General features: G+C 61.3%; 16 protein-coding genes, 2 tRNA genes and 3 rRNA genes. 19 read left to right on the plus strand and 2 right to left on the minus strand.

What is annotated here, in order from left to right:
• The first annotated feature begins 32 nt into the window (after nucleotides 1-32).
• Together llg_RS09220 and llg_RS09225 are read left to right on the plus strand one after the other, a co-directional pair.
• Complete coding sequence (locus llg_RS09220; protein WP_338289564.1) at nucleotides 33-2,195, plus strand: CHASE3 domain-containing protein; 2,163 nt, start codon at nucleotides 33-35, stop codon at nucleotides 2,193-2,195.
• Nucleotides 2,195-3,283, plus strand: a complete 1,089-nt coding sequence (locus llg_RS09225; RefSeq protein ID WP_338289565.1) for a hybrid sensor histidine kinase/response regulator — start codon at nucleotides 2,195-2,197, stop codon at nucleotides 3,281-3,283. The genes llg_RS09220 and llg_RS09225 overlap by 1 nt, the downstream gene beginning before the upstream one ends.
• A 68-nt stretch (nucleotides 3,284-3,351) precedes the next feature.
• Here the strand turns inward: llg_RS09225 and llg_RS09230 are convergent, their stop codons facing one another.
• Complete coding sequence (locus llg_RS09230; protein WP_338289566.1) at nucleotides 3,352-3,939, minus strand: EF-hand domain-containing protein; 588 nt, start codon at nucleotides 3,937-3,939, stop codon at nucleotides 3,352-3,354.
• A gap of 188 nt (nucleotides 3,940-4,127) precedes the next feature.
• Here llg_RS09230 and llg_RS09235 point away from each other — a divergent pair, with 188 nt between their 5' ends.
• From llg_RS09235 to llg_RS09305, 15 genes are all read left to right on the plus strand, one after another.
• Nucleotides 4,128-4,850, plus strand: a complete 723-nt coding sequence (locus llg_RS09235) for a response regulator transcription factor (RefSeq protein ID WP_338289567.1) — start codon at nucleotides 4,128-4,130, stop codon at nucleotides 4,848-4,850.
• Complete coding sequence (locus llg_RS09240) at nucleotides 4,847-6,442, plus strand: ATP-binding protein (RefSeq protein ID WP_338289568.1); 1,596 nt, start codon at nucleotides 4,847-4,849, stop codon at nucleotides 6,440-6,442. Before llg_RS09235 ends, llg_RS09240 begins: the two co-directional genes overlap by 4 nt.
• An 885-nt stretch (nucleotides 6,443-7,327) precedes the next feature.
• Nucleotides 7,328-8,865: ribosomal RNA gene (locus tag llg_RS09245) — 16S ribosomal RNA — on the plus strand.
• A gap of 187 nt (nucleotides 8,866-9,052) precedes the next feature.
• Nucleotides 9,053-9,128, plus strand: a tRNA-Ala gene (locus tag llg_RS09250).
• Nucleotides 9,129-9,157: 29 nt separating this feature from the next.
• Nucleotides 9,158-9,234 (plus strand) — tRNA-Ile (locus tag llg_RS09255).
• A 229-nt stretch (nucleotides 9,235-9,463) separates the two neighbouring features.
• A 23S ribosomal RNA gene (locus tag llg_RS09260) occupies nucleotides 9,464-12,293 on the plus strand.
• A 230-nt stretch (nucleotides 12,294-12,523) separates the two neighbouring features.
• Nucleotides 12,524-12,639 (plus strand): 5S ribosomal RNA (gene rrf / locus llg_RS09265).
• The 16S, 23S and 5S rRNA genes sit together here with 2 tRNA genes alongside, the layout of an rRNA operon.
• 297 nt (nucleotides 12,640-12,936) lie before the next feature.
• Nucleotides 12,937-13,584 (plus strand): phosphopantothenoylcysteine decarboxylase, encoded by a 648-nt coding sequence (locus llg_RS09270; RefSeq protein WP_338289569.1) that lies wholly within the window; start codon nucleotides 12,937-12,939, stop codon nucleotides 13,582-13,584.
• A 16-nt stretch (nucleotides 13,585-13,600) separates the two neighbouring features.
• Entirely contained in the window at nucleotides 13,601-14,350 is a 750-nt protein-coding gene (locus llg_RS09275) for an inositol monophosphatase family protein (protein WP_338289570.1), read from the plus strand.
• 28 nt (nucleotides 14,351-14,378) lie between these two features.
• Complete coding sequence (gene ispF / locus llg_RS09280) at nucleotides 14,379-14,843, plus strand: 2-C-methyl-D-erythritol 2,4-cyclodiphosphate synthase (RefSeq protein WP_338289571.1); 465 nt, start codon at nucleotides 14,379-14,381, stop codon at nucleotides 14,841-14,843.
• 525 nt (nucleotides 14,844-15,368) lie between these two features.
• Nucleotides 15,369-15,809: a hypothetical protein gene (locus llg_RS09285; protein ID WP_338289572.1), complete on the plus strand. Its 441-nt coding sequence runs from the start codon at nucleotides 15,369-15,371 to the stop codon at nucleotides 15,807-15,809.
• On the plus strand, nucleotides 15,809-17,020 hold the full coding sequence (locus llg_RS09290) for an FKBP-type peptidyl-prolyl cis-trans isomerase (RefSeq protein ID WP_338289573.1): 1,212 nt from the start codon (nucleotides 15,809-15,811) through the stop codon (nucleotides 17,018-17,020). The genes llg_RS09285 and llg_RS09290 overlap by 1 nt, the downstream gene beginning before the upstream one ends.
• 7 nt (nucleotides 17,021-17,027) lie before the next feature.
• Nucleotides 17,028-17,501 (plus strand): rhodanese-like domain-containing protein, encoded by a 474-nt coding sequence (locus llg_RS09295; RefSeq protein WP_338289574.1) that lies wholly within the window; start codon nucleotides 17,028-17,030, stop codon nucleotides 17,499-17,501.
• Nucleotides 17,502-17,541: 40 nt separating this feature from the next.
• On the plus strand, nucleotides 17,542-17,868 hold the full coding sequence (locus llg_RS09300; protein WP_338289575.1) for a pyrimidine/purine nucleoside phosphorylase: 327 nt from the start codon (nucleotides 17,542-17,544) through the stop codon (nucleotides 17,866-17,868).
• 95 nt (nucleotides 17,869-17,963) lie between these two features.
• Nucleotides 17,964-18,710, plus strand: a complete 747-nt coding sequence (locus llg_RS09305) for a DUF2459 domain-containing protein (protein ID WP_338289576.1) — start codon at nucleotides 17,964-17,966, stop codon at nucleotides 18,708-18,710.
• 19 nt (nucleotides 18,711-18,729) lie between these two features.
• Here the strand turns inward: llg_RS09305 and llg_RS09310 are convergent, their stop codons facing one another.
• Complete coding sequence (locus llg_RS09310) at nucleotides 18,730-19,881, minus strand: 3-dehydroquinate synthase (protein WP_338289578.1); 1,152 nt, start codon at nucleotides 19,879-19,881, stop codon at nucleotides 18,730-18,732.
• A gap of 52 nt (nucleotides 19,882-19,933) precedes the next feature.
• Here llg_RS09310 and llg_RS09315 point away from each other — a divergent pair, with 52 nt between their 5' ends.
• Both llg_RS09315 and llg_RS09320 read left to right on the plus strand, forming a co-directional pair.
• Entirely contained in the window at nucleotides 19,934-20,452 is a 519-nt protein-coding gene (locus tag llg_RS09315; protein WP_338289579.1) for an NUDIX hydrolase, read from the plus strand.
• 57 nt (nucleotides 20,453-20,509) lie between these two features.
• Nucleotides 20,510-21,391 (plus strand): sugar phosphate isomerase/epimerase family protein, encoded by an 882-nt coding sequence (locus tag llg_RS09320; RefSeq protein WP_338289582.1) that lies wholly within the window; start codon nucleotides 20,510-20,512, stop codon nucleotides 21,389-21,391.
• The last annotated feature ends 3 nt before the right edge of the window (nucleotides 21,392-21,394 follow it).

A 21,394-nucleotide genomic window follows, 5' to 3' on the forward strand; every position in this document is an offset into this window, starting at 1 on the left:
GCGGACCAGCGCCACCCTGTTAGCCTAGATTCATGCGCCGCGAATTCCGCCTCAAACACGCGCTCGCCAGCTTTGTGGCGGTCGCCTTGGTCGCGGGCATTGTCGGGACGTCGATCTACGGCACCCGGAGGAATCTCGATGATTTCTCCGGGATGATCCGCTCCCGCGAAACCTTGCTCCAAGTCCACCGCCTGCTGGTGTCCCTGCAGGACACGGAAACGGGCCAGCGCGGGTTCGTGATCACCGGCTCGGAGGAATACCTCGAACCCTACGAGCGCGGAAAGGGCGAGACCCTGTCCCGCTTGGACAAGCTTGAGGAAATGGTGTCGGGGGAACCGCTGCTGAGCGCCCGGGTTGCGGAGATCCGCCGGCTGGCCGTCCGCAAGCTCGGTGAGATGGGCGAAACCGTGGCGCTGCGCCGCTCGCGTGGCTTCGACGCCACCCGTGAGATGGTGGAAAGCGGCGTGGGCAAGGAGCTGATGGACCAGCTCCGCGAGGAGATCGCGGCCATGCAGACCGACCTCCAGACCTCGATGGCGGTCCGGCAGTTCCGCTCGATCCAGAGCCTGAAGCAGACGAACACGGCGATCATCGTCTGCGGTTTCGCGGCTCTTGCGGGAGGGGCGGTGTTTTCGTGGATGCTGTTCCTGTATCTCCGGAACCAGGAACGGCAGACGGAGCTCGCGGTGGAGAAGGAGACGGCCCAAAAGGCGGATCGCGCCAAGAGCGAGTTCCTGGCGATGATGAGTCACGAGATCCGGACGCCGATGAACGCGATCCTTGGCTTCGGCGAGCTGCTCCACGATTCCGCCGCCACCACCCGCGACAAGAAATTCGCCGAGGCGATCCTGAGCAGCGGCAATTCCCTGCTGACCCTCATCAATGACATCCTCGACATTTCCAAGATCGAGGCGGGCAAGCTGGAGATCCACAGCGAGCCGGTGCGGATGGGCGAACTGGCCCGCAATCTGGCGATGCTCTTTTCCTTCCGCGCCTCGGAAAAGGGCCTGGAGTACCGGGTGGAGATCGATCCCTCGGTGCCGCCCGCGCTGGGATTCGACCCCCTCCGTGTCCGTCAGGTGTTGTTGAATCTGGTAGGGAACGCAATGAAGTTCACCCGCGAGGGTTCGGTGGTGGTGAAGATTGGCCCGTTCCAAGCGGCGGGCGGAAGCGGTCGTGGCATCCTGCGGTTCCAAGTGGATGACACCGGCATCGGCATTCCCGAGGCTGAGCTGGAGGAGGTATTCCGGCCGTTTTTTCAGATCGATTCCAAGGAGCGCCGCGAGTTCCAGGGCACGGGGTTGGGGCTGGCGATCAGCCGTCGTCTGGCATCGATGATGGGCGGCTCGCTCAATGTCACCAGCGAGCTGGGGAAGGGCTCGCGATTCCGGCTCGAACTGCCGGTGCAGGTCGCCAGCGAATCGGAGACCGCGGAACCGGGCCTTTCACCCGAGGAAATCGATTTCGACCGCCTCGCCACGTCCAAGATCCTGGTGGCGGATGCGGGCGAGCTGGATCGCGAGGTGATCCGCGGCTATCTGGCTGGCAGCCATCACCAGGTCATGGAGGCCCATGAAGGCGAGGAGGTGGCCGCCACCTGCCGACGTCATCGTCCGGACGTGATTCTCCTCGACCTGTGGTCGCCGGGTTTCGATGGCCGGGTGATTCGCAAGCAGTTGAAGAGTCACGAGGAAACCCGCTCGATCCCGCTGGTCGCGGTGTCTGCTTCGCCCTTGCTCGATGAGGGAGCGGGTCTGCGCGTGCTTTTCGATGGCGTGCTGGACAAGCCGATCAGCCGCGCGGCCCTGCTTGCGGAGTTGGCGCGGGTGCTGCCGCCCAATGAATCGCTGATCCTCCACGGCCCCGGGCGACCGCTCCCGCCCAACAGCGGCGGCTGGCGCATCGATTCCCGTTCGCGGGCCGAATGGGAGGATCTGCTGGCCACCTTGCGCGGCGCATTCGGGCGCGAGGCCTCGCGGCTGGCGATCGTGGTGCCGATGCAAGCGTCCATGGACTTCGTGCGCCGGCTCTCCGTCCGCTCGGATGCCGCCACGCCTCCGCTTTCTGATTTCGCCGCCGAACTTCAATCCCATCTGGAAGCCTTTGAAACCGATGCGGCGGCCCGTTGCCTGCGGCGTTTTTCCTCGCTTGCGGACTCGCTGGAGAAAGCCCTTTCTTCCCATACTCCGCCGTGATGCGCCATGATCGTCCCGTCATTCTCGTCGTCGATGACGAGCCCAAGAACATCCAGGTGGTCGGTTCCCTGCTGCTGCGGGAGGGCTACGAGATCATCACCGCGCGAGGTGGGGAGGAAGGATTGGAGAAAGCCCGCGAGGTGCTTCCCGATCTGATCCTTCTGGATGTGATGATGCCCGGCATCAGCGGGGTGGAGGTGGCCTGCCGCCTGCAGGACGATCCGGATTGGCCTGCCGTGCCGATTATTTTCCTCTCCGCGGCGACCGACAAGACCTTCATCATCGAGGCTCTGTCAGCCGGTGGGGTGGACTACGTCACCAAGCCATTCCATGGTCCGGAGTTGCTGCGGCGGATCGAGCTGCATCTCGGCCTGCGCCGCACCAGCCGGATGCTGGAAGAGACGATCGCGGAGCAGAACCGCCTGATCGAGGTGCTGGCTCACGATCTCAAAAACCCGCTGGGTTCGGTGCGGTTCTCCGCGAAGCTGCTGGAGGAGCAGGCAGCGGGTCCGAAGGTGGACCGCCTCGCCGGGATGATCCTGGAAGGCACCGATCGTGCGATCGAGATCGTGGAGTCGCTTTTGGAAATCCGCTGGGTCGAGCACGCCAAATCCACGTTAAGTCTGGACGACTTGAACCTGAAAGAGCTGCTGAACGATGTCTGTAAGGGCTTCGCCAGCCGCGCCGATGAAAAGGGGATCACGATCCGCCGGGTGGATACTCCGGATCTCCCGAAAGTGCGCGCGGATCGCGGGTGCCTGCTGCGGGTGCTGGAGAATCTGATTTCCAACGCGCTGAAATTTTCCCCGCCCCAGACGACCGTGACGCTGGTCAGCGGTTGCGAGGCCGAATGGATCACCTTCACCGTGGAGGATGAGGGCCCGGGCATCCCGACCGGTGAAACGTCACGCTTGTTCCAGCGCTACGCCCGCCTCAGCAGCCGGCCGACCGGCGGCGAATCGTCGACCGGGCTCGGCCTGAGCATCGTGCGCGAGCTGGTTCACGCCATGGGCGGCTCGATTGCCTATCATCCGTCCAAGGCGGGCGGGGCGTCTTTTCAAGTGCAGTTGCCTGCGGCGGAAGCTTGAGAAAAAGAAAGACGCCTTGGCTCTTTGGGGGGACCAAGGCGTCTTCGAGCGTGCCTTTGGGGCGGAAATCAGCGGCTGCGCGGGGCGCGGGACTGGCCGCCGCGGTTGGCGGGCGGCGCACCTTCCTGGCCGTTGCCGTTCTCACGCGGCGGGCGGCCATTGGGGCCTCCGGGGCGACCGGGTGGCGGTCCGAGTTCATCGGGGGTCAGTTGTCCGTCGCCGTTCTTATCGAGCTGCTTGAGGGCTTCGGCGGCACCTTGGAGTTCCTCGGCGGAGATCACTCCGTCGTGGTTTTTGTCGATGACGGCGAACAGGGGAGGCGGCGGCGGTTTCGGACGGTTGTCTTCGCCGGAGGGCGCTTGGTCGTAGGCCTGGGGAGCGGCTTCATCGGTGGAATTGCCCTCCGGTGGTGGCGGCGGGGGCTGCACTTCGTCGATGGCGATGGAGCCATCGCCATTGGCATCCAGCGTGGCCAGTTCGGTGGCGGCATTGGCCAGTTCCTGGGCGCTGATGACATGGTTATCGTCGGCATCCAGGGCATGGAACAGCGGTCCCGGAGGGCCGGGCGGGGGAGGTGGCGGGCGACGGTCGGTGTCTTCCGCGTGGGCCGTCAGCGCGAGGGCCGCCAGCAAGGCGGCGATGGGTGATGTCTTCATGGTTCGATCGGGTTGGGCGGCCCTCATGGATCCGCTGAAGATGGAACCATCCCCTTGTTAAGGGACCATGTCCGTGATGGGGGAAAATTGTGAAGAGCGGGTAAAAAGCCGGGCGCGGATTTTTGTAAAGTTGGCGTAAATCGAATCGCCCGGAGGGGTGTTTTCCCATGATAGTCCCCATCATTGGCATGACTCCCCCCGAAACCCAAACTGGCAGGCCTCTTCTCCTGGTCGATGATGACCGCAAGCTCTGCGGCTTGATCCGTGACTACCTCACCCCCCTCGGCTGGAAGGTCGAGGTGAAGCACACCGGCCCGGAAGGGCTGGAGGCCGCGATGGGAGGAGAATACGAGGCGGTGATCCTGGATGTGATGATGCCGGGCATGGATGGATTCGATGTCCTGCGGGAGTTGCGGAAACGTTCGGATGTCCCGGTGCTGATGCTGACCGCGATGGGAGATGAGGCGGATCGGATCGCCGGGCTGGAAACCGGTGCCGATGACTATCTGCCGAAGACGTTCTCGGTCCGAGAATTGCTCGCCCGCCTCCGCGCGGTGACGCGCCGCCATTCGACCAAGGTGGAGAAGACCGAACCGAGCGAATGGACCGCCGGGGAGTTGCGCCTCTGCGAGCAATCCCACACCGCGGTGCTGGGCGACCGTTCTTTGGAGCTCACCGCGCTGGAGTTCGCGCTGCTCACCGAATTGCTGCGTGCAAAGGGCCGGGTGAAGACCCGCGAACAGCTCATCGAGCAGGTGTCCGAGCGCCGTTTCGACATTTTCGACCGGTCCATCGACGTGCATGTCTCCGCGCTGCGGCGGAAGCTCGGCGACGATCCGAGGGAACCGCGCTACATCCGAACCGTCCGGGGCGTGGGCTACGTGCTCGGCGATCCGGATTCCCGTTCATGAAAGCCTCGTGGCGACACTCCCTGCTGGCGAAGATGCTCGGCTGGCTGGCGTTGCACCTGCTGGTGCTCGCGGTCGCCTTCGGTGGCTTCATCGCCGTGCAGTTGAGGGTCGGCCTCGATTCCCTGCTTAGTGGCCGCACCGGTGATCGGCTGCGCGATTTGGGGGAATTGGTGGGTGGGCAATTGCGTTCCTCGCCGCGTTCGGACTGGCCCGCGATCCTGTCCCGGAGCTCGGCGAACCGGAAACTCCAGATCGACTTGTGGCGGCCGCCGGACCAATGGGAAGCGGGCGGCATCCGGGGCATTCCGAGGAATGTGATGGAACGCATGCGCGGAACCCGTTTGCCGCAGGGCGGGCGACAGCAGAGTCCGCCTCCGCTCCAGCGGCGTGCGGAGGATCGACCATTTCCGCCACCGCGGGCGCTGGATGGCGATCCGCTTGAGGATGGCCCGCCGCCGCTGGCGGATCATCCTCCCGGGGCTCCACCGCGGGATCAATCGGACGGGTTGCCGCCTCCGGGAGCCCGACCCTTGCCGGTGGCGGCCCCGGTGTTCCTGATGCGTGGGGATGAGGGAAATGGCTATTGGGCGGGAGTGGAAATCGCGCTGCGACCGAACCGGGAAACTGGCAATCCCCAGCACGCCCTGCTCGTCATACGGGCGGACGACCTCTCCGCGGACGGCTTGTTTTTCGAGGTGCGGCCTTGGATTTTCGGGGGCTTCGCGGTGCTGGCGGTGAGCGTGGCATTCTGGATCCCGTTCGCACTGGGCATCACCCGCTACGTCGGGCGGCTTACCCGGGCGACCGAGCGCATTGCGGAAGGGGATTTCCAAGTGGCAGTCGATGTCTCGCGGCACGATGAACTCGGACGGCTCGGGGCGGCGGTCACCGAGATGGCGGGCCGCCTGGATCGGTTCGTTTCCGGGCAGCGGCGGTTCCTCGCGGATGTGGCTCATGAGCTGTGCGCGCCCTTGGCGAGATTGCGCACGGGGATCGCCATCATGGAGCAGATGGTGCCGGAAGAGCACCAGCCGCGGCTGCAATCGGTCGATGACGATGCCGGGGAGCTGGCGCGGTTGATCGATGAAATCCTGGCGTTTTCCCGGGCGGGAGCGGGTCGACCCCAGTTGCGGGCTTGTGATCTGGAGCCGCTGATCGAGAGCGTCGTGGCCCGGGAAGGGGCGGATTTGAAGGTTTCGCTGAAGCTGGAGCCGGAATTGTCCGCGTTTGTGGATCCGCGGCTGCTGTCGCGAGCCTTCGGGAATCTGGTCCGGAACGTGCGGGTGCACGTTGGTGAAGGTGCGGACCTGTCCATTTCCGCTCATCGGCGGGAGGGACAGGTGGCCGTGGTGTTCCGGGACCAAGGGCCGGGGGTACCGGCGGCGGATCTGCCGCGCTTGTTTGAGCCGTTCTATCGGCCGGATCGCTCGCGTAACCGGGATACCGGTGGCAGCGGCCTGGGCCTGGCGATCGTCAGCACCTGCGTGGAAGCCTGTGGTGGCCGGGTGAGTGCCGATGTTCCGGCGGACGGCGGATTTGAGGTCACGGTGATCCTGCCGATGGAGGCCTCCGCGCTGCCGAAGGTGGATTGAGTGCGTCTCCCTCTTCGTAGCCGCGCTCGTGAGAGCGTGGGCGGGGTGGATCCACCCTTATCCCGACGCTTCCGAAGCTCACCCGCCTCCGAACGCGCCAAGTAGCGCGAAGCTTGGCTTCGCGTGTGGGGACGAGCCGCTTGATCGAGGGCGGATCGTTTGGCTTTCGGGCCGCCCACCGCACGCCGGGCCAAGCCCAGCGCTACTTCGGATGCCGCTCTCTAACAGACAGCATGTTGCGGTGTTCCGGTGGTCTTAGGGAGGGCCTGTTAGAGGCGGGTTGAATCGATGTGACCGGAGTGGGGGATGTGTATCGTAAATGATTTATCCACAATTCCTTATACGCTTCAAAATCGCTCCCGCCACCCGCTCTAACAGTCCTCTGTTAGCCATTCCGGCCGGTTTCAGCCCCATTCCGCCTCGAAACCTGCTTTTGGACCCCGTTTTGACCCCTGAATCGGCGGCTTCGGTGACCATTCCGTCAGAAAAAACCGGATTTCTTCCTGTTGATTTTGAATGGTTTGGGGTAATCTTGTGGGTTCGTCGTGAAAAAACATCACGAAAGGCATTGACCCGCGGGGTCCGTTCAGGGTAGCTTGCGCCCGTCGCCGCTACGAAGCGCGACACGAGAGACCGACAGCCGGTCGCGGTGGAAACACCCGATCGGCTTCTTAGTCCCCTCGAAACGGATCTTTGACAATGCGGCTCAGCACGAACGGTGCCAACACTCTGCAAAGAGTCTCTGGTGCGGCGGTTTGAGGCTGAGCGGAAAAGAAAAAGGCTAAATTGTGTGCTGCGCGCCTTGAGAGGTGCGCAGGCTGAACTAGGGAAACCTGGTCAGTAGGTCCAATTTAAGCAGGTTCTTTATAGAACCTAGCACTATATTTTACGGAGAGTTTGATTCTGGCTCAGAACGAACGCTGGCGGCGTGTTTAAGACATGCAAGTCGAACGGGGAGAATGAGTAGCAATATGATTTCTCTTAGTGGCGCACGGGTGAGTAACACGTGAGTAACATGCCCTTCAGTGGGGAATAACCCAGGGAAACTTGGATTAATACCCCATGGTCTCGCAAGAGTAAAGGCGGCCGCAAGGCTGTCGCTGGAGGATTGGCTCGCGCCCTATCAGCTAGTTGGTGAGGTAACGGCTCACCAAGGCAACGACGGGTACCTGGTCTGAGAGGACGATCAGGCACACTGGAACTGAGACACGGTCCAGACACCTACGGGTGGCAGCAGTCGAGAATAATTCACAATGGGGGCAACCCTGATGGTGCAACGCCGCGTGGAGGATGACGGTCTTCGGATTGTAAACTCCTGTCATCCGGGAGTAAGACCTGGCTGTGAATAGCAGACAGGGTTGATAGTACCGGAAGAGGAAGGGACGGCTAACTTCGTGCCAGCAGCCGCGGTAATACGAAGGTCCCAAGCGTTGTTCGGAATCACTGGGCGTAAAGGGTGCGTAGGCGGTTAGGTAAGTCAGATGTGAAATCCCGGGGCTCAACCCCGGAACTGCATCCGATACTGCTTGACTTGAGGACTGGAGAGGTGACTGGAATTCTCGGTGTAGCAGTGAAATGCGTAGAGATCGAGAGGAACACTCGTGGCGTAAGCGAGTCACTGGACAGTATCTGACGCTGAGGCACGAAGGCCAGGGTAGCGAAAGGGATTAGATACCCCTGTAGTCCTGGCAGTAAACGGTGTGCGCTTGGTGTGAGGGGATTCGACCCCCCTTGTGCCGGAGCTAACGCGTTAAGCGCACCGCCTGGGAAGTACGGCCGCAAGGCTAAAACTCAAAGAAATTGACGGGGACCCGCACAAGCGGTGGAGTATGTGGCTTAATTCGATGCAACGCGAAGAACCTTACCTAGGCTTGACATGCATCTCTAATCTCGTGAAAGCGAGTGACCCTTCGGGGGATTTGCACAGGTGCTGCATGGCCGTCGTCAGCTCGTGTCGTGAGATGTTGGGTTAAGTCCCGCAACGAGCGCAACCCTTGTGACTAGTTGCCAGCGGGTAATGCCGGGAACTCTAGTCAGACTGCCCAGATCAACTGGGAGGAAGGTGGGGACGACGTCAGGTCAGTATGGCCCTTACGCCTAGGGCTGCACACGTACTACAATGCCCAGTACAATGAGAACCGAGACCGCGAGGTGGAGGAAATCTATAAAACTGGGCCCAGTTCGGATTGGAGGCTGCAACTCGCCTCCATGAAGCCGGAATCGCTAGTAATGGCACATCAGCTACGGTGCCGTGAATACGTTCCCGGGTCTTGTACACACCGCCCGTCACATCATGGAAGCCGGTCGCACCCGAAGTGTTCGCGCCAACCGCAAGGAGGCAGAGCCCTAAGGTGTAGCTGGTAACTGGGATGAAGTCGTAACAAGGTAGCCGTAGGGGAACCTGCGGCTGGATCACCTCCTTTCTACGGAGAATCTCAAATGGCTAGTCCATCCCTGAGAAGGTCGACTCCCACCAGCATGCAAATGTTGGCTTGGGAGCGAGAAGCGAGCAATCGCCCTCACAACATTCAAATCCTTTAACCTGAGCAAACCAGCATGGTTCGCAGCATACGATTTGGCTTTTTTCTTTTCAATTCGCACCTCCAGAGAGGGGGTATAGCTCAGTTGGTAGAGCGCCAGCTTTGCAAGCTGGATGTCCAGGGTTCGAGTCCCTGTGCCTCCACCAACTTCAATTGGGCATGAGTCCAATACTTTGGGCCTGTAGCTCAGTTGGTTAGAGCACGCGCTTGATAAGCGCGGGGTCGCTGGTTCGAGTCCAGCCAGGCCCACCACCTCTTGCCTAGCAAAGGAACTGGGAGAAGCGAGTTTAGCATTGTAGAAGAGAGTCCGCTCTTTGACATCCGCATGGAGAAATAAGTTTTTCCTGACTGCATATTGATTGCTCATATGAGCGCTCTTTACGTGGTCTTGGAATACTCTAAATTCCCAATTAATGTTTATGGCAATTTTGTTGAACACTCAGAAATGAGTGAAGACTCAACGATGGCTGATTTCGAAAGGAATCAAGCTACGAAGGGCACACAGTGGATGCCTTGGTGCTAACAGGCGATGAAGGACGTGATAAGCTGCGATAAGCTTCGGGGAGCGGCAAATACGCTTTGATCCGGAGATTTCCGAATGGGGTAACCTGGTGGTGTTAATACGCCATCGTTTCTTTCTGAATCAAATAGGGAAGAAGACGCGATACCCGGTGAAGTGAAACATCTCAGTAACCGGAGGAAAAGAAAGAGAATCGATTCCGTCAGTAGTGGCGAGCGAAAGCGGAAGAGCCCAAACCGGGGACTTGTCCCCGGGGTTGTAGGACCCCGACGTGGGAGTGGTGACGATAGGAGAAGTGCATGGAAAGGCACGACACAGAGGGTGACATCCCCGTATCCGAAATCCGATCTGCCCCTAGGGTGTTCCTGAGTAACACAGCACACGTGGAACGTTGTGTGAATCTGCGCAGACCACTGCGTAAGGCTAAATACTAGTTAGCGACCGATAGTGAACCAGTACCGTGAGGGAAAGGTGAAAAGAACCGCTGTGAGCGGAGTGAAATAGAACCTGAAACCGTGTGCCTACAAGGTGTCAGAGCCCATTCGTGGGTGATGGCGTGCCTTTTGCTTAATGAGTCTGCGAGTTAGTATCTGTGGCGAGCTTAAGTTCTTCTGGAACGGAGGCGAAGCGAAAGCGAGTCCCAATAGGGCGAATTAGTTGCAGGTGCTGGACCCGAAGCGGAGGTGATCTACCCTTGGCCAGGTTGAAGCGTAGGTGATACTACGTGAAGGACCGAACCGGTGAATGTTGAAAAATTCTCGGATGAGCTGAGGGTAGGAGTGAAAGGCTAATCAAACCCCGTGATAGCTGGTTCTCCTCGAAATGCATTGAGGTGCAGCGTTATGTGCTGATGAGTGGGGGTAGAGCACTGAAAGGGCTAGGGGGCATACCCGTCTACCAAACCCTATCAAACTCCGAATACCACTCAATGGAGCATAGCAGTGAGACGGTGGGGGATAAGCTTCATCGTCAAAAGGGAAACAACCCTGATCAGCAGCTAAGGTGCCTAAATTACGCTAAGTGGAAAGGATGTGGAATTTCACAGACAGTGAGGATGTTGGCTTAGAAGCAGCCACCATTTAAAAAGTGCGTAATAGCTTACTCATCGAGAGATTCTGCGCCGAAAATGATCGGCGATAAGCGTAATACCGAAGCTCTGGGTGTCATTCTTTTGAATGGCGCGGTAGAGGAGCATTCTCAGTGCCTTGAAGCAGGAGGGCGACCGACTGTGGAGTGCTGAGAAGAGAGGATGCAGACATAAGTAACGATAAGACCGGTGAAATCCCGGTCCGCCGTAAACCCAAGGTTTCCAGGGCTACGTTTTTCGTCCCTGGGTTAGTCGGGACCTAAGGTGAGGCCGATGGGCGTAACCGATGGACAGCAGGTTAATATTCCTGCACTTGCGAACCTTAAGCTAGGATGACGCATGGATGGAGGTAACTAAGTAATTGAATTCCGAGGTGAGGCTACGGCCGATCCGCATTACCGAAGTCTGTGCCTAGAAAAGCCCTAGTGCATGCTAAGCAACCCGTACCGCAAACCGACACAGGTGGGTGGGTAGAGTATACCAAGGCGTAAGAGTGAACCCTGGTTAAGGAACTCGGCAAATTGGCCCCGTAACTTCGGGATAAGGGGTGCCTGATTTCCAGGCCGCAGTGAAATGGCCCAACCGACTGTTTAGCAAAAACACAGCATTGTGCCAAGACGTAAGTCTACGTATACGATGTGACACGTGACCAATGCGGAAAGATTAAGGTAAGAGGTTAGCCGCAAGGCGAAGCTTTGAGCCCAAGTCCCCGTGAATGTCGGCCGTAACTATAACGGTCCTAAGGTAGCGAAATTCCTTGTCGGGTAAGTTCCGACCTGCACGAATCGTGTAACGAGTTGGGCGCTGTCTCAACCAGGTGCTCAGTGAAATTGTAATGGCGGTGAAGATGCCGCCTACCCGCAGAAGGACGGAAAGACCCTATAGACCTTAACTGTAAGCTGTCATTGGTTTTTCGATTTTCATGCTCAGCATAAGTGGGAGGCTTTGATGTGGTCCTTTAGGGGATCGCGGAGCCGCCAGTGAGATACCACCCTTGGGTGTTGGAAGATCTAACCTCGACCCGTGAATCCGGGCGGGGAACAGTGTCAGCCGGTCAGTTTTACTGGGGCGGTATCCTCCTAAAGAGTAACGGAGGAGCGCGAAGGTGGGTTCAGCACGGTCGGTAACCGTGTGTCGAGTGCATAGGCATAAACCCGCCTAACTGTGAGGCCAACAAGCCGAGCAGATACGAAAGTAGGCCTAAGTGATCCGGCGGTAGAATGTGGAATTGCCGTCGCTCAACGGATAAAAGGTACCTTAGGGATAACAGGCTGATTTCGCCCAAGAGTTCATATCGACGGCGAAGTTTGGCACCTCGATGTCGGCTCGTCGCATCCTGGGGCTGGAGAAGGTCCCAAGGGTCCGGCTGTTCGCCGGTTAAAGCGGCACGCGAGCTGGGTTCAGAACGTCGCGAGACAGTTCGGTCCTCTATCCTCTGTGGGCGCAGGAAAATTGAGGGGTTCAATTCCTAGTACGAGAGGACCGGAATTGACGCACCTCTGGTGCACCAGTTGTTCTGTCAAGAGCATGGCTGGGTAGCTAAGTGCGGAAGAGATAAGCGCTGAAAGCATCTAAGCGCCAAGCTCCTCCCAAGATGAATTTTCCCTGAAGGATCGTGGAAGACTACCACGTTGATAGGCTGGAAGTGCAAGTGTAGTAATATATTCAGCTTACCAGTACTAATCATCCGTTCGGCTTGATTCCATCGGAATCGTTGCCGTTGTTGAAAGGGATTTGGATCCCGAGGCCATTGTGAGAGGCTCGAGTGGATCGGTTAAGTTAGGAAAATGAAGTTCTCCGTGTGGATGTCAGGGAGCGGACCGTGTTGAAGGTCCGCTGTTCTGAAGAAGATACTGAAATGACGAAGCTGAAGCTGTTCGTCCTCAGAGTCCCAGTTTTGATCATCGCCAATGAGCGATGAACCAAGATTGCCCTCTGGTGACCACAGCGCGGTGGAACCACCCGGTCCCATTCCGAACCCGGAAGTGAAACGCTGCAGCGCCGATGGTAGTTGGACGATAGGTCCTGTGAGAGTAGGTCGTCGCCAGGTATTTGCCCGTCCTTGTCGAAAGATGAGGACGGGCTCTTTTTTTGTTTGGGGGTGGGGTGTGTGGATGGGTGTGGGTGTGAGGTGGTTAGCGGCCCGTGGGGTGTGGCGGAGTGTTTTGGGGGATAGGACCTATGGGGCGTATAGGTCTTATAGGACCTATGGGACCTATGGGACCTATGGGAGAGACGTGTGGTGCGTGCGCAGGTGAGCGGACTGGCGGTGGTGGGATTCAGGCGGGTGTCCCCACTCACAAGCAGGAATGCTTGTGCTACTTGGGGTAGAGGCCAGACTTCGGGCGTGAATGTTCTTGTGACCGCGGGGCCGACGCGTGAGCCGATCGATCCGGTCCGCTACCTCAGCAACCGTTCTTCCGGAAAGATGGGCTATGCCCTGGCGCATGCGTTTGCCCATGAGGGCCATCGGGTATTGCTAATCTCCGGGCCGACTTCGCAGCCGCTGCCGGACCATGTCGATTATCTGCCGGTGACGACGGCGGCGGAGATGCACCAGGCGGTGTCGCGGCACATCGGGCGGATGGATATCGCGATTTTCGCGGCGGCGGTGGCGGATTACACGCCGGTCCACGCGGAGCCGCAGAAGATCAAGAAAACGGGCGACCGCCTGACCTTGGAACTGGTGCGGACGCCGGATATTCTCGGTTCCGCGCGGGGAGCATTCGGCTTCACGGGAACCTTGGTTGGGTTCGCGGCGGAAACGGAGGCCCTTGAAGAGAATGCCCGCAAGAAGCTAGCGTCGAAGGGCTGCGACCTCGTGATCGCGAACGACGTTTCGAAGCCGGGAATCGGGTTCGATTCCGATCGCAACGAGGTGCTGTTGGTCTATCCGGACCAGAGTGTGGCACTTCCGGCGGAGGACAAAGTCCACCTTGCCAATCACCTCGCCGAAGCCATCCTTGAACTCGCCGCCGGCAAGGCGGACCGCTGATTTCCCTCCTTTCTCCATGACCGATCTCGAACTCGCCGTCCACGCCGCTCTCGAAGCGGGCAAACTTCTCCGCTCCCACTTCGGCCAGGATGCCGTGGTCGATGAAGCCACCCACCACGACATCAAGCTGGCGCTCGACAAGCAGTCCCAGGAGCTCATCACCGAAATCCTGCTCGGCTCGCGTCCGGATGACGCGCTCTATGGTGAGGAAGGCCTGGCCGGAAACCAGGAGTCGTCCCGCCAGTGGATCGTCGATCCGATCGATGGCACGGTGAACTATTACTACGGCATCCCGCACTTCTGCGTGTCGATCGCGCTGCGGGTGAATGGCGAGATCACCGTCGGCGTGATCCACGATCCGATGGTCGGGGAAACCTGGACCGCGGTGAAGGGCGGGCCTCCGATGCTCAATGGCAGGGTGATCAGCTCCAGCCCGCGCACCGATCTGGAGGAGGCGATCCTCTTCGTCGGTTGTGGCAAGGACGGCGACGCGCTGACCATCGGTCTCGAGCGTTTCAAGAAGGCATCGCTGCGTGCACGCAAGATGCGCATGATGGGATCGGCCGCGCTGGGCATGGCCTACATCGCGTGCGGCCGCCTCGATGGCTACATCGAATCCCGGATCTCGCTGTGGGACATCGCGGCGGGCAAGCTGATCGTGGAAGCGGCCGGCGGCTCGGTGGATCTCAACCCGGTGCCGGGCAAGCCGGATGTGTGGTCGATCGTGGCCACCAACGGCAAGATCCCGATCGCGGAAATCCTCTAAGTTCCTCCATTCCGAACTCTCGCATCCCATGGTTGGCATCGGTTACGACGTGCATCGCTTCAAGGAAGGCCGCCCGCTGGTATTGGGTGGCGTGACCATTCCGCACACCCATGGCCTGGACGGCCATTCGGATGCGGACGTGCTGAGCCACGCCTTGGCGGATGCGGTATTGGGGGCGCTGGGGCAGCCGGACATCGGTTTCTTTTTCCCGCCGGGCGATCCGGCCTGCGCGGGAATCTCCTCGCTGAAGATCTTGGAGAAATGTCGGGAGCTGGCAGCGGAGGCGGGCGTTTCGATCATTAATGTCGATGCGACTTTGGTGGCGGAGGCGCCGAAGGTGCTGCCCCATCGCGAGGCGATGCGGGAAAACATCGCGGCGGCGTTGGGCATTCCAGCCCAGCGGGTGGGAATCAAGGCAACCACGAACGAAACGATGGGGTTCGTCGGGCGACGGGAGGGCATCGCGGCGATGGCGGTGGCCCAGGTGGCTTGACCGATTGTTCCACGGACGTTAACCTCCGCGCGTGTTCACAACGGCGAGAGCCAAGCAGCGGCCTTATTTCGAGGCCTGGCTCAGGCGCACCCGGCGGCAATTGGCCCCGAGTGGTCGCCTTACCGAAGCCGCGCTCATTCTGGCGCGGGAGGAAGGTGGTACGCACGATTCGTGGCGCCAGCGACTTCGGCAATTGCTTGATGGTGTGGAAGTTCCCACCCTTGAGCTGCTGACCCGGATCGACGCGTTGCTGGCGGCCGCGAAGCCGCGGGTGGCGGTGGCGGACAAGCAGGTCATGCTGCTTTGAGCAGTCTCCGGACGGCATCAATCCGCTATACCCTCATTGGCGGAAATGTATGGAGGGTGCGAATGGCACGTACGATGCTAGGATGATCAATGGCCTAGTTGCATTGTGCAACTCGTTGCCTTATCTTTTCAAAATTCACGGGTTGACGGAAAGCTAAGCTACTGTTGCTTCTAGCGCCTCCGTCGGCCCAATGGCGGAAACGTTTCAAAAAACCTTTCATGCATCGTCTTCCGTCACGTTCCAGTGTGTTGAGATTCCGGCTGGCATCGCTGCTGGTGTTCCTGGCGGCCGGGCTGTTGTTGGCCGCGGTGGGGGAGATTCTCTCCGGCATGTTCCGTGACGAGCGGTCCGAAGTGTTCATGGGCTTGTATCTTCTGGGCGGGGCCTTCGCGGTGTTCATCGTCCACTGCGTGGTGGCGAGCAAGGCGCGCTGCCCGTTGTGCACGGTTCCGCCGCTGTCGAAGCGGGGCTGCCAGAAGAGCCGGAAGGCGAAGCGTTTCTGTGGCAGCTACCGGCTGCGGGTGGCGGGTGGTGTCCTGTTCAAAGGGGCCTTCCAGTGCCCGTATTGCGGGGAGCCGACGAAGTTGATGGTGCGGGAGAAGATGTTGGGCGGGATTGACAGTCACTTGAGCGGCACCGAAGGTTCAGGCCTTCGCTGATGAAAAACGCCCGAAAGCTCGCAATCGGCGCGGCAGGCTTGCTCCTGGCCGCCTCTTCCCTTTCCCTCGCGGAACCCACCATGCCAGAAACTCCTGCTGACGTTAAAGCCGCTCCCGCCGAAGCCGAAAAGACCGCGTCCGGTCTGGCCTCGAAAGTTCTGACCAAAGGCACCGGCACCGAGCACCCATCTGCCTCGGACACCGTGACCGTCCACTACTCCGGCTGGACCACGGATGGCAAACTGTTCGACAGCTCCGTGAAGCGCGGCGAGCCGACCAGTTTCCCGCTCAATGGCGTGATCAAGGGCTGGACCGAAGGCGTGCAGCTGATGGTGGCCGGCGAGAAGCGCCGCTTCTGGATCCCGGCGGACCTGGCCTACGGTGAAAACCCCGGTGGTGGCCGCCCGGGCGGCACGCTGGTGTTCGACATCGAACTGATTTCCATCAAGCAGGCGCCGAAGGCTCCGAAGGACGTCGCCGCCGCTCCGGCCGATGCCGAGAAGACCGCGTCGGGCATCGCCACCAAGGTGACTGCCAAGGGCACTGGCAAGGATCACCCGAAGGACATCGACACCGTGAAGGTGCACCTGAACCTCTGGGGCGCCGATGGCCAGCTCGTTAACAGCACCTCCGAGCAGGGCGAACCGGCGGACATCCCGCTCGACGCGCTCCGCATCGGTGGCATGGCCGAGGGTCTCAAGCTGATGGTGGTGGGCGAAAAGCGCACCATCTGGATCCCGATCAAGGTGGCCTTCGGTGACACCCCGCCTCCGGGTGTTCCGGCAGGTGGCCTGGTGGTCGAAGCCGAACTGGTCGGCATCACCCCGGGTGTTGAACCGCCGGCGGCTCCCGCTGACGTGAAAGCCGCTCCGGCCGATGCCGAGAAGACCGCTTCCGGTCTTGCCTCCAAGGTGATCACCAAGGGCACCGGCACCGACCATCCGAAGGCCTCGGACACCGTGACCGTCCACTACTCCGGCTGGACCACGGACGGCAAACTTTTCGACAGCTCCGTGAAGCGCGGCACTCCCGCCAGCTTCCCGCTCACCGGCGTGATCAAAGGCTGGACCGAGGGCGTGCAGCTCATGGTTCCCGGCGAGAAGCGCCGCTTCTGGATCCCGGCGGATCTTGCCTACGGTGAAAACCCGGGCGGTGGTCGTCCGGGCGGTCTGCTCGTGTTCGACATCGAGCTGATCAAGATCGGTCAGTAATCGTCCCGTGACCGGACCGTCTTTCCGTCTCCTGGCTGCGGTCGCGGTGGCGTCCTTGGTGTCGTGTGGTCACAAGCACCGCCCGGCACCGAAACCGGTCGCCAAACCGGCTGCCGTGGTCAAGCCCGCCGCGCCCGCGCGCGGCCGGGTGGCGGTCATCGACATGAGTACCTTGTTCACGCTCCAGCAGGGCGGCAAGGTGCTCGTTTTCGATGTCCGGCCATCGTTCGTGAATGCCTTCGGGCACCTGCCCGGGGCCATCAACTGGCCGCGTTACTCGTTCGACGAGGCCTACGCCCGGCACGAGCCGGAGATCAAGGCCGCCCTCGCCGCGGACAAGATGGTCGTGCTCTACTGCACGGATGCCGCTTGTCCGGATTCCCGGGCAGTGGCCGAACGTCTCGCCGACAAGGGCTTCACCGTCTCCGTGCTGGAGGGCGGTTACAATGCCTGGAAAGACGCCGGTATGCCGGTCGAGTGACCGGCTCTTTTTCCCATCCCAACCTCCTCATCCCATTCGTATGTCCACCCCTTCCTTTTCCAACGTCACCGTCGATGCCAAGGCCAACGTTTACTTCGATGGCAAGGTCGTGTCCCACACCGTCCGTTTCGATGACGGCACCAAGAAGACCGTCGGCCTGATCTACGCGGGCGAATACCACTTCGGCACCGGTGCTCCGGAGCGCATGGAGATCATCGCCGGCGAGTGCTCCGTGGTGCTGGACGGCACCTCCGAGACGCTGAAAGTGGCGGCCGGTTCCCATTTCGACGTCGCCGGGAACAGCGGCTTCACCATCACCGTGGCCGAAGGCATCTGCGAATACGTCTGCTCGTTCCTCGAAGCGTGACAATCGGGCCGCCGGGTGATTCCGGCGGCAATTTCGCTGGCGCGGTCCCCGGATTTCCGGATGATCCGCGCCGTCCGATGTCGCGACTTCGATCCATGACCGCCGTTTGGGCCCTGTTGCCATGCGTGGCGCTGGCCTTCAGCTCCTGCATCCGTATTCCCGTCTCCACGGGCACGAAGAGGGTGGAGGTGGCGGCGGTTTCGGCCGCGACTCCGAAGAAGGTGGCCGCTCCGGCCCCGCAGCGCGACCCGGACGTTCTGGTCTGGATGATCGCGGACAATCTCCACACGGGGATGGTCTTTGAATACGACTGGTTGCTCGAAAACGGCTTCCGTCCACCGGTGGGATTCCCGAAGGCGAAGTATGTCACCATGAGCTGGGGCAACCGCGAGGCCTATCTCAAGAAGGCCTGGCTGACGCCTTGGCAGGCGGTGCGGGCGCTGTGCTGGCCTTCGCCCTCGGTGATGGAGATCATTCCCTTCAACTACAACGTGGTCGATGTCTGCCACTACCAGCACGTGTGGAAGAAGTTGGTGCCGCGGGACCGCGGACCGGCGGTGGCGGCGTTCCTCAACGGCTGCGTGAAGCAGGGCCCCGATGGCAACCCGATCGTGCTCGGCACCTCCAGTTGGGGGAAGGGTGTGATCGTCGAATCGCCGTGGAACTACAGCATCCCACGGGTGTGCAACACCTGGACCGTGCAGGTCATGGAAGCCTGCGGCTGCGAGGTGCATCCGTGGGGCGCGATGACCGAAGGCGGCGTGGTGAAGCAGGCGGAGAGCCGGAAGAACGGCTTCCAGAAAATCTGGGACGCCTACGACAAGGAAGACGGGAAGGAGTGAAGCGGGGGCCGCGCCCCGGTCAATGCCGGGCGGCGCAGCGTTCCTCCAGCTCCACCATGCAGGCGTCGAGCAGGGCTTCGTCCATCTCGTGGATGTCGATGCCCTTGCCCGGGGCGGTGAGCAGCAGGACGGTCAGGCGGCCGCCGAGGTGCTCGCGGAATTCCTCCAGGCCGTCGAAGACGCGGCGCTTGCCGCCAGGACCGCGGAGGTCCATCGCGGGATGATACAACGGGAGGCGTAGTACTTCCACCACGCGCAGCACGCGCTCGGCGGCTTCGGGCGCGAGCAGGCCGCGCTTCGCGGAGTAGAGGGTGTCGAGCGACAGGCCGATCGAGACGGCGCGGGCGTGGTCGAGCTGGTAGCCGCTGAGGGCCTCCAGCTTGTGGGCGGCCCAGTGGCCGAAATCGAGCGGGCGGCTGCTGCCGCATTCAAAGGGATCTCCGCCTTCCGCGATGTGGCGGGCGTGGAGCAGGGCGGAGCGTTCGACGCAGGTCTCGAGCACGGAGGGCTCGAGGGCGGCGAGGGCTTCGGCGTTCGTTTCGATCCAGTCGAAGAACGAGGCGTCCTTCACCAGCGAGACCTTGACCGCTTCGATCAATCCCGCGCGGCGGATTTCCTCGTCCTGCGAATGGAGGAAGGCGAAGTCGTTGACCACGGCGAAGGGCACGGCGAAGGCGCCGACCCAGTTCTTCTTGCCGAAATGGTTGATGGCGCACTTCACGCCCACGCCGCTGTCATCCTGGGACAGGGTGGTGGTGGGGAAGCGCACGAGGCGCACGCCGCGGTGGGCGGTGGCCGCGGCATAGCCGACGGCGTCGAGGAAGGCGCCGCCGCCCACCACGATCAGGTAGGAATGGCGGTCGATGTGGCCGGAGTCGACGAGTTCCCAGACGCGATGGACGAGCGCGTCGTCCTTTTTCACGGCCTCGCCGCCGGGGAGGATGTCCACGCCGCGGACATCGAGGCCGGTGGTGTCCAGGTAGCGCTGGATGTTCTTGGCGAGGCTCGGCCACGCGGCGGCGACGTTGGCTTCGATCACCGCGAGCACGCGGCGGCCGCCGCCTTCCGCCAGCACCTCCCCGAGTGCCGGGTTCTCCGGCGAGAACGCATCGCGGGTGAAGACGATGCGGTGCTTGAAAACGAGTGGGATTTGGAAATCGTGACGGGACATCGCCTGCGGAATGTTAGCGCCGTTACGATGGCACGCCACTGTTTCTTGCCCCATGAATACCCCTGAGACCCTTTTCACCACGCGCTGGCTGGGCGTTTACCGCATCGGCAAGTGGGATTTCGTGCGCCGTCCGCAGACGGATTCGTGCGTTGGCATTCTGGCGGAAACGCCGGAGGGAGAGATCGTCCTGATCGAACAGTTCCGGATTCCGGTGCAGTCTACGGTGATCGAGATTCCGGCGGGACTCGTTGGCGATGAAGAGGAATTCGCGGGCGAGGACCTCGCGGAAACGGCCCGCCGCGAGTTGCTGGAGGAGACCGGATACGATGCGGCGTCGGTGGAATTGCTGGTCCGCACGCCGACATCGGCGGGAATGACTTCGGAATTCACGCACTTGTTCCACGCCACCGGGCTGGTGAAGAAGCATGAGGGCGGGGGAGTGGCCGGAGAGAAGATCACGGTGCATCTGGTGCCGCGCGCGGAGCTCCGGGCCTGGCTGAAAGCGAAGGAAGCGGAGGGTTTCGTGCTCGATTTCAAGATCCACGCGGCGCTTTGGCTGGCGGGATTGTAATGCTCCGTAAGAACCCGTAGCCGGCGGCGCGTAGGAGGGGCGTTCCTTTCGTTCCGCATGCATCGTCGTCGTTTTCTCCAGACCAGTTGCCTGGCCTCCGTCGCCATGGCGAGTTCCCTGCGGGCTGAGCCCGTGGTGCCGCGCATCCGCATCGCCCTGAAATGCGGGATGGCCGCCTTCGGGAAGAATCTGGAGGAGAAGTTCCGGATCCTGAAGGAGATCGGCTACGATGGGGTGGAGCTGGATTCGCCCGGTGGGCAGGACAAGGCCGAGGCGCTGGCCGCTTCGAAGGCCACCGGCCTGCCGATCCACGGGGTGGTGGATTCGATTCACTGGACAGTCCGGTGTTCCGATCCCGCCGAGGAGGTTCGGGAGAAGGCGCTCCAGGGGCTGCTCACCGCGATCCGGGAGTCCCATACGGTCGGTGGTTCCGCCGTGCTGCTGGTGCCCGGCGTGGTGGATGGAAAGACGAGCCATGATGAGGCGGTGGAGCGCAGCATTCCGGTGATCCAGCGGGCGCTGCCCTTGGCGGCGGAGCTTGGGATCCGGGTGCTGATCGAGAACGTTTGGAACAAGATGTTCTATGACGAGAACGGCGGGGATGCCCAGGGCGCGGAGCGTCTCGCGGCCTACCTCGACCGTTTCGATTCGCCGTGGGTGGGTTCGTATTTCGACATCGGGAACCACCGGAAGTTCGGCAAGCCGGAGGAATGGATCCGCACGCTCGGCAAGCGGATCGTGAAGCTCGATGGCAAGGACTGGAGCCGTGAGAAGGGTTGGGTGGACCTCGGCGAGGGCGATATCGATTGGCCGGCGGTGCGCGCCGCGCTGGCGGGCATCGGCTACACCGGCTGGGCGACCGCCGAGGTGAAGGGCGGCGACCGCGACCGCTGCGCGAAGGTGCTGGAGGGCATGCGGCGTTGCTTGCTCGGCGCGTGATCG

The organism is Luteolibacter sp. LG18 (assembly GCF_036322585.1).
Taxonomy (GTDB): domain Bacteria; phylum Verrucomicrobiota; class Verrucomicrobiia; order Verrucomicrobiales; family Akkermansiaceae; genus Luteolibacter.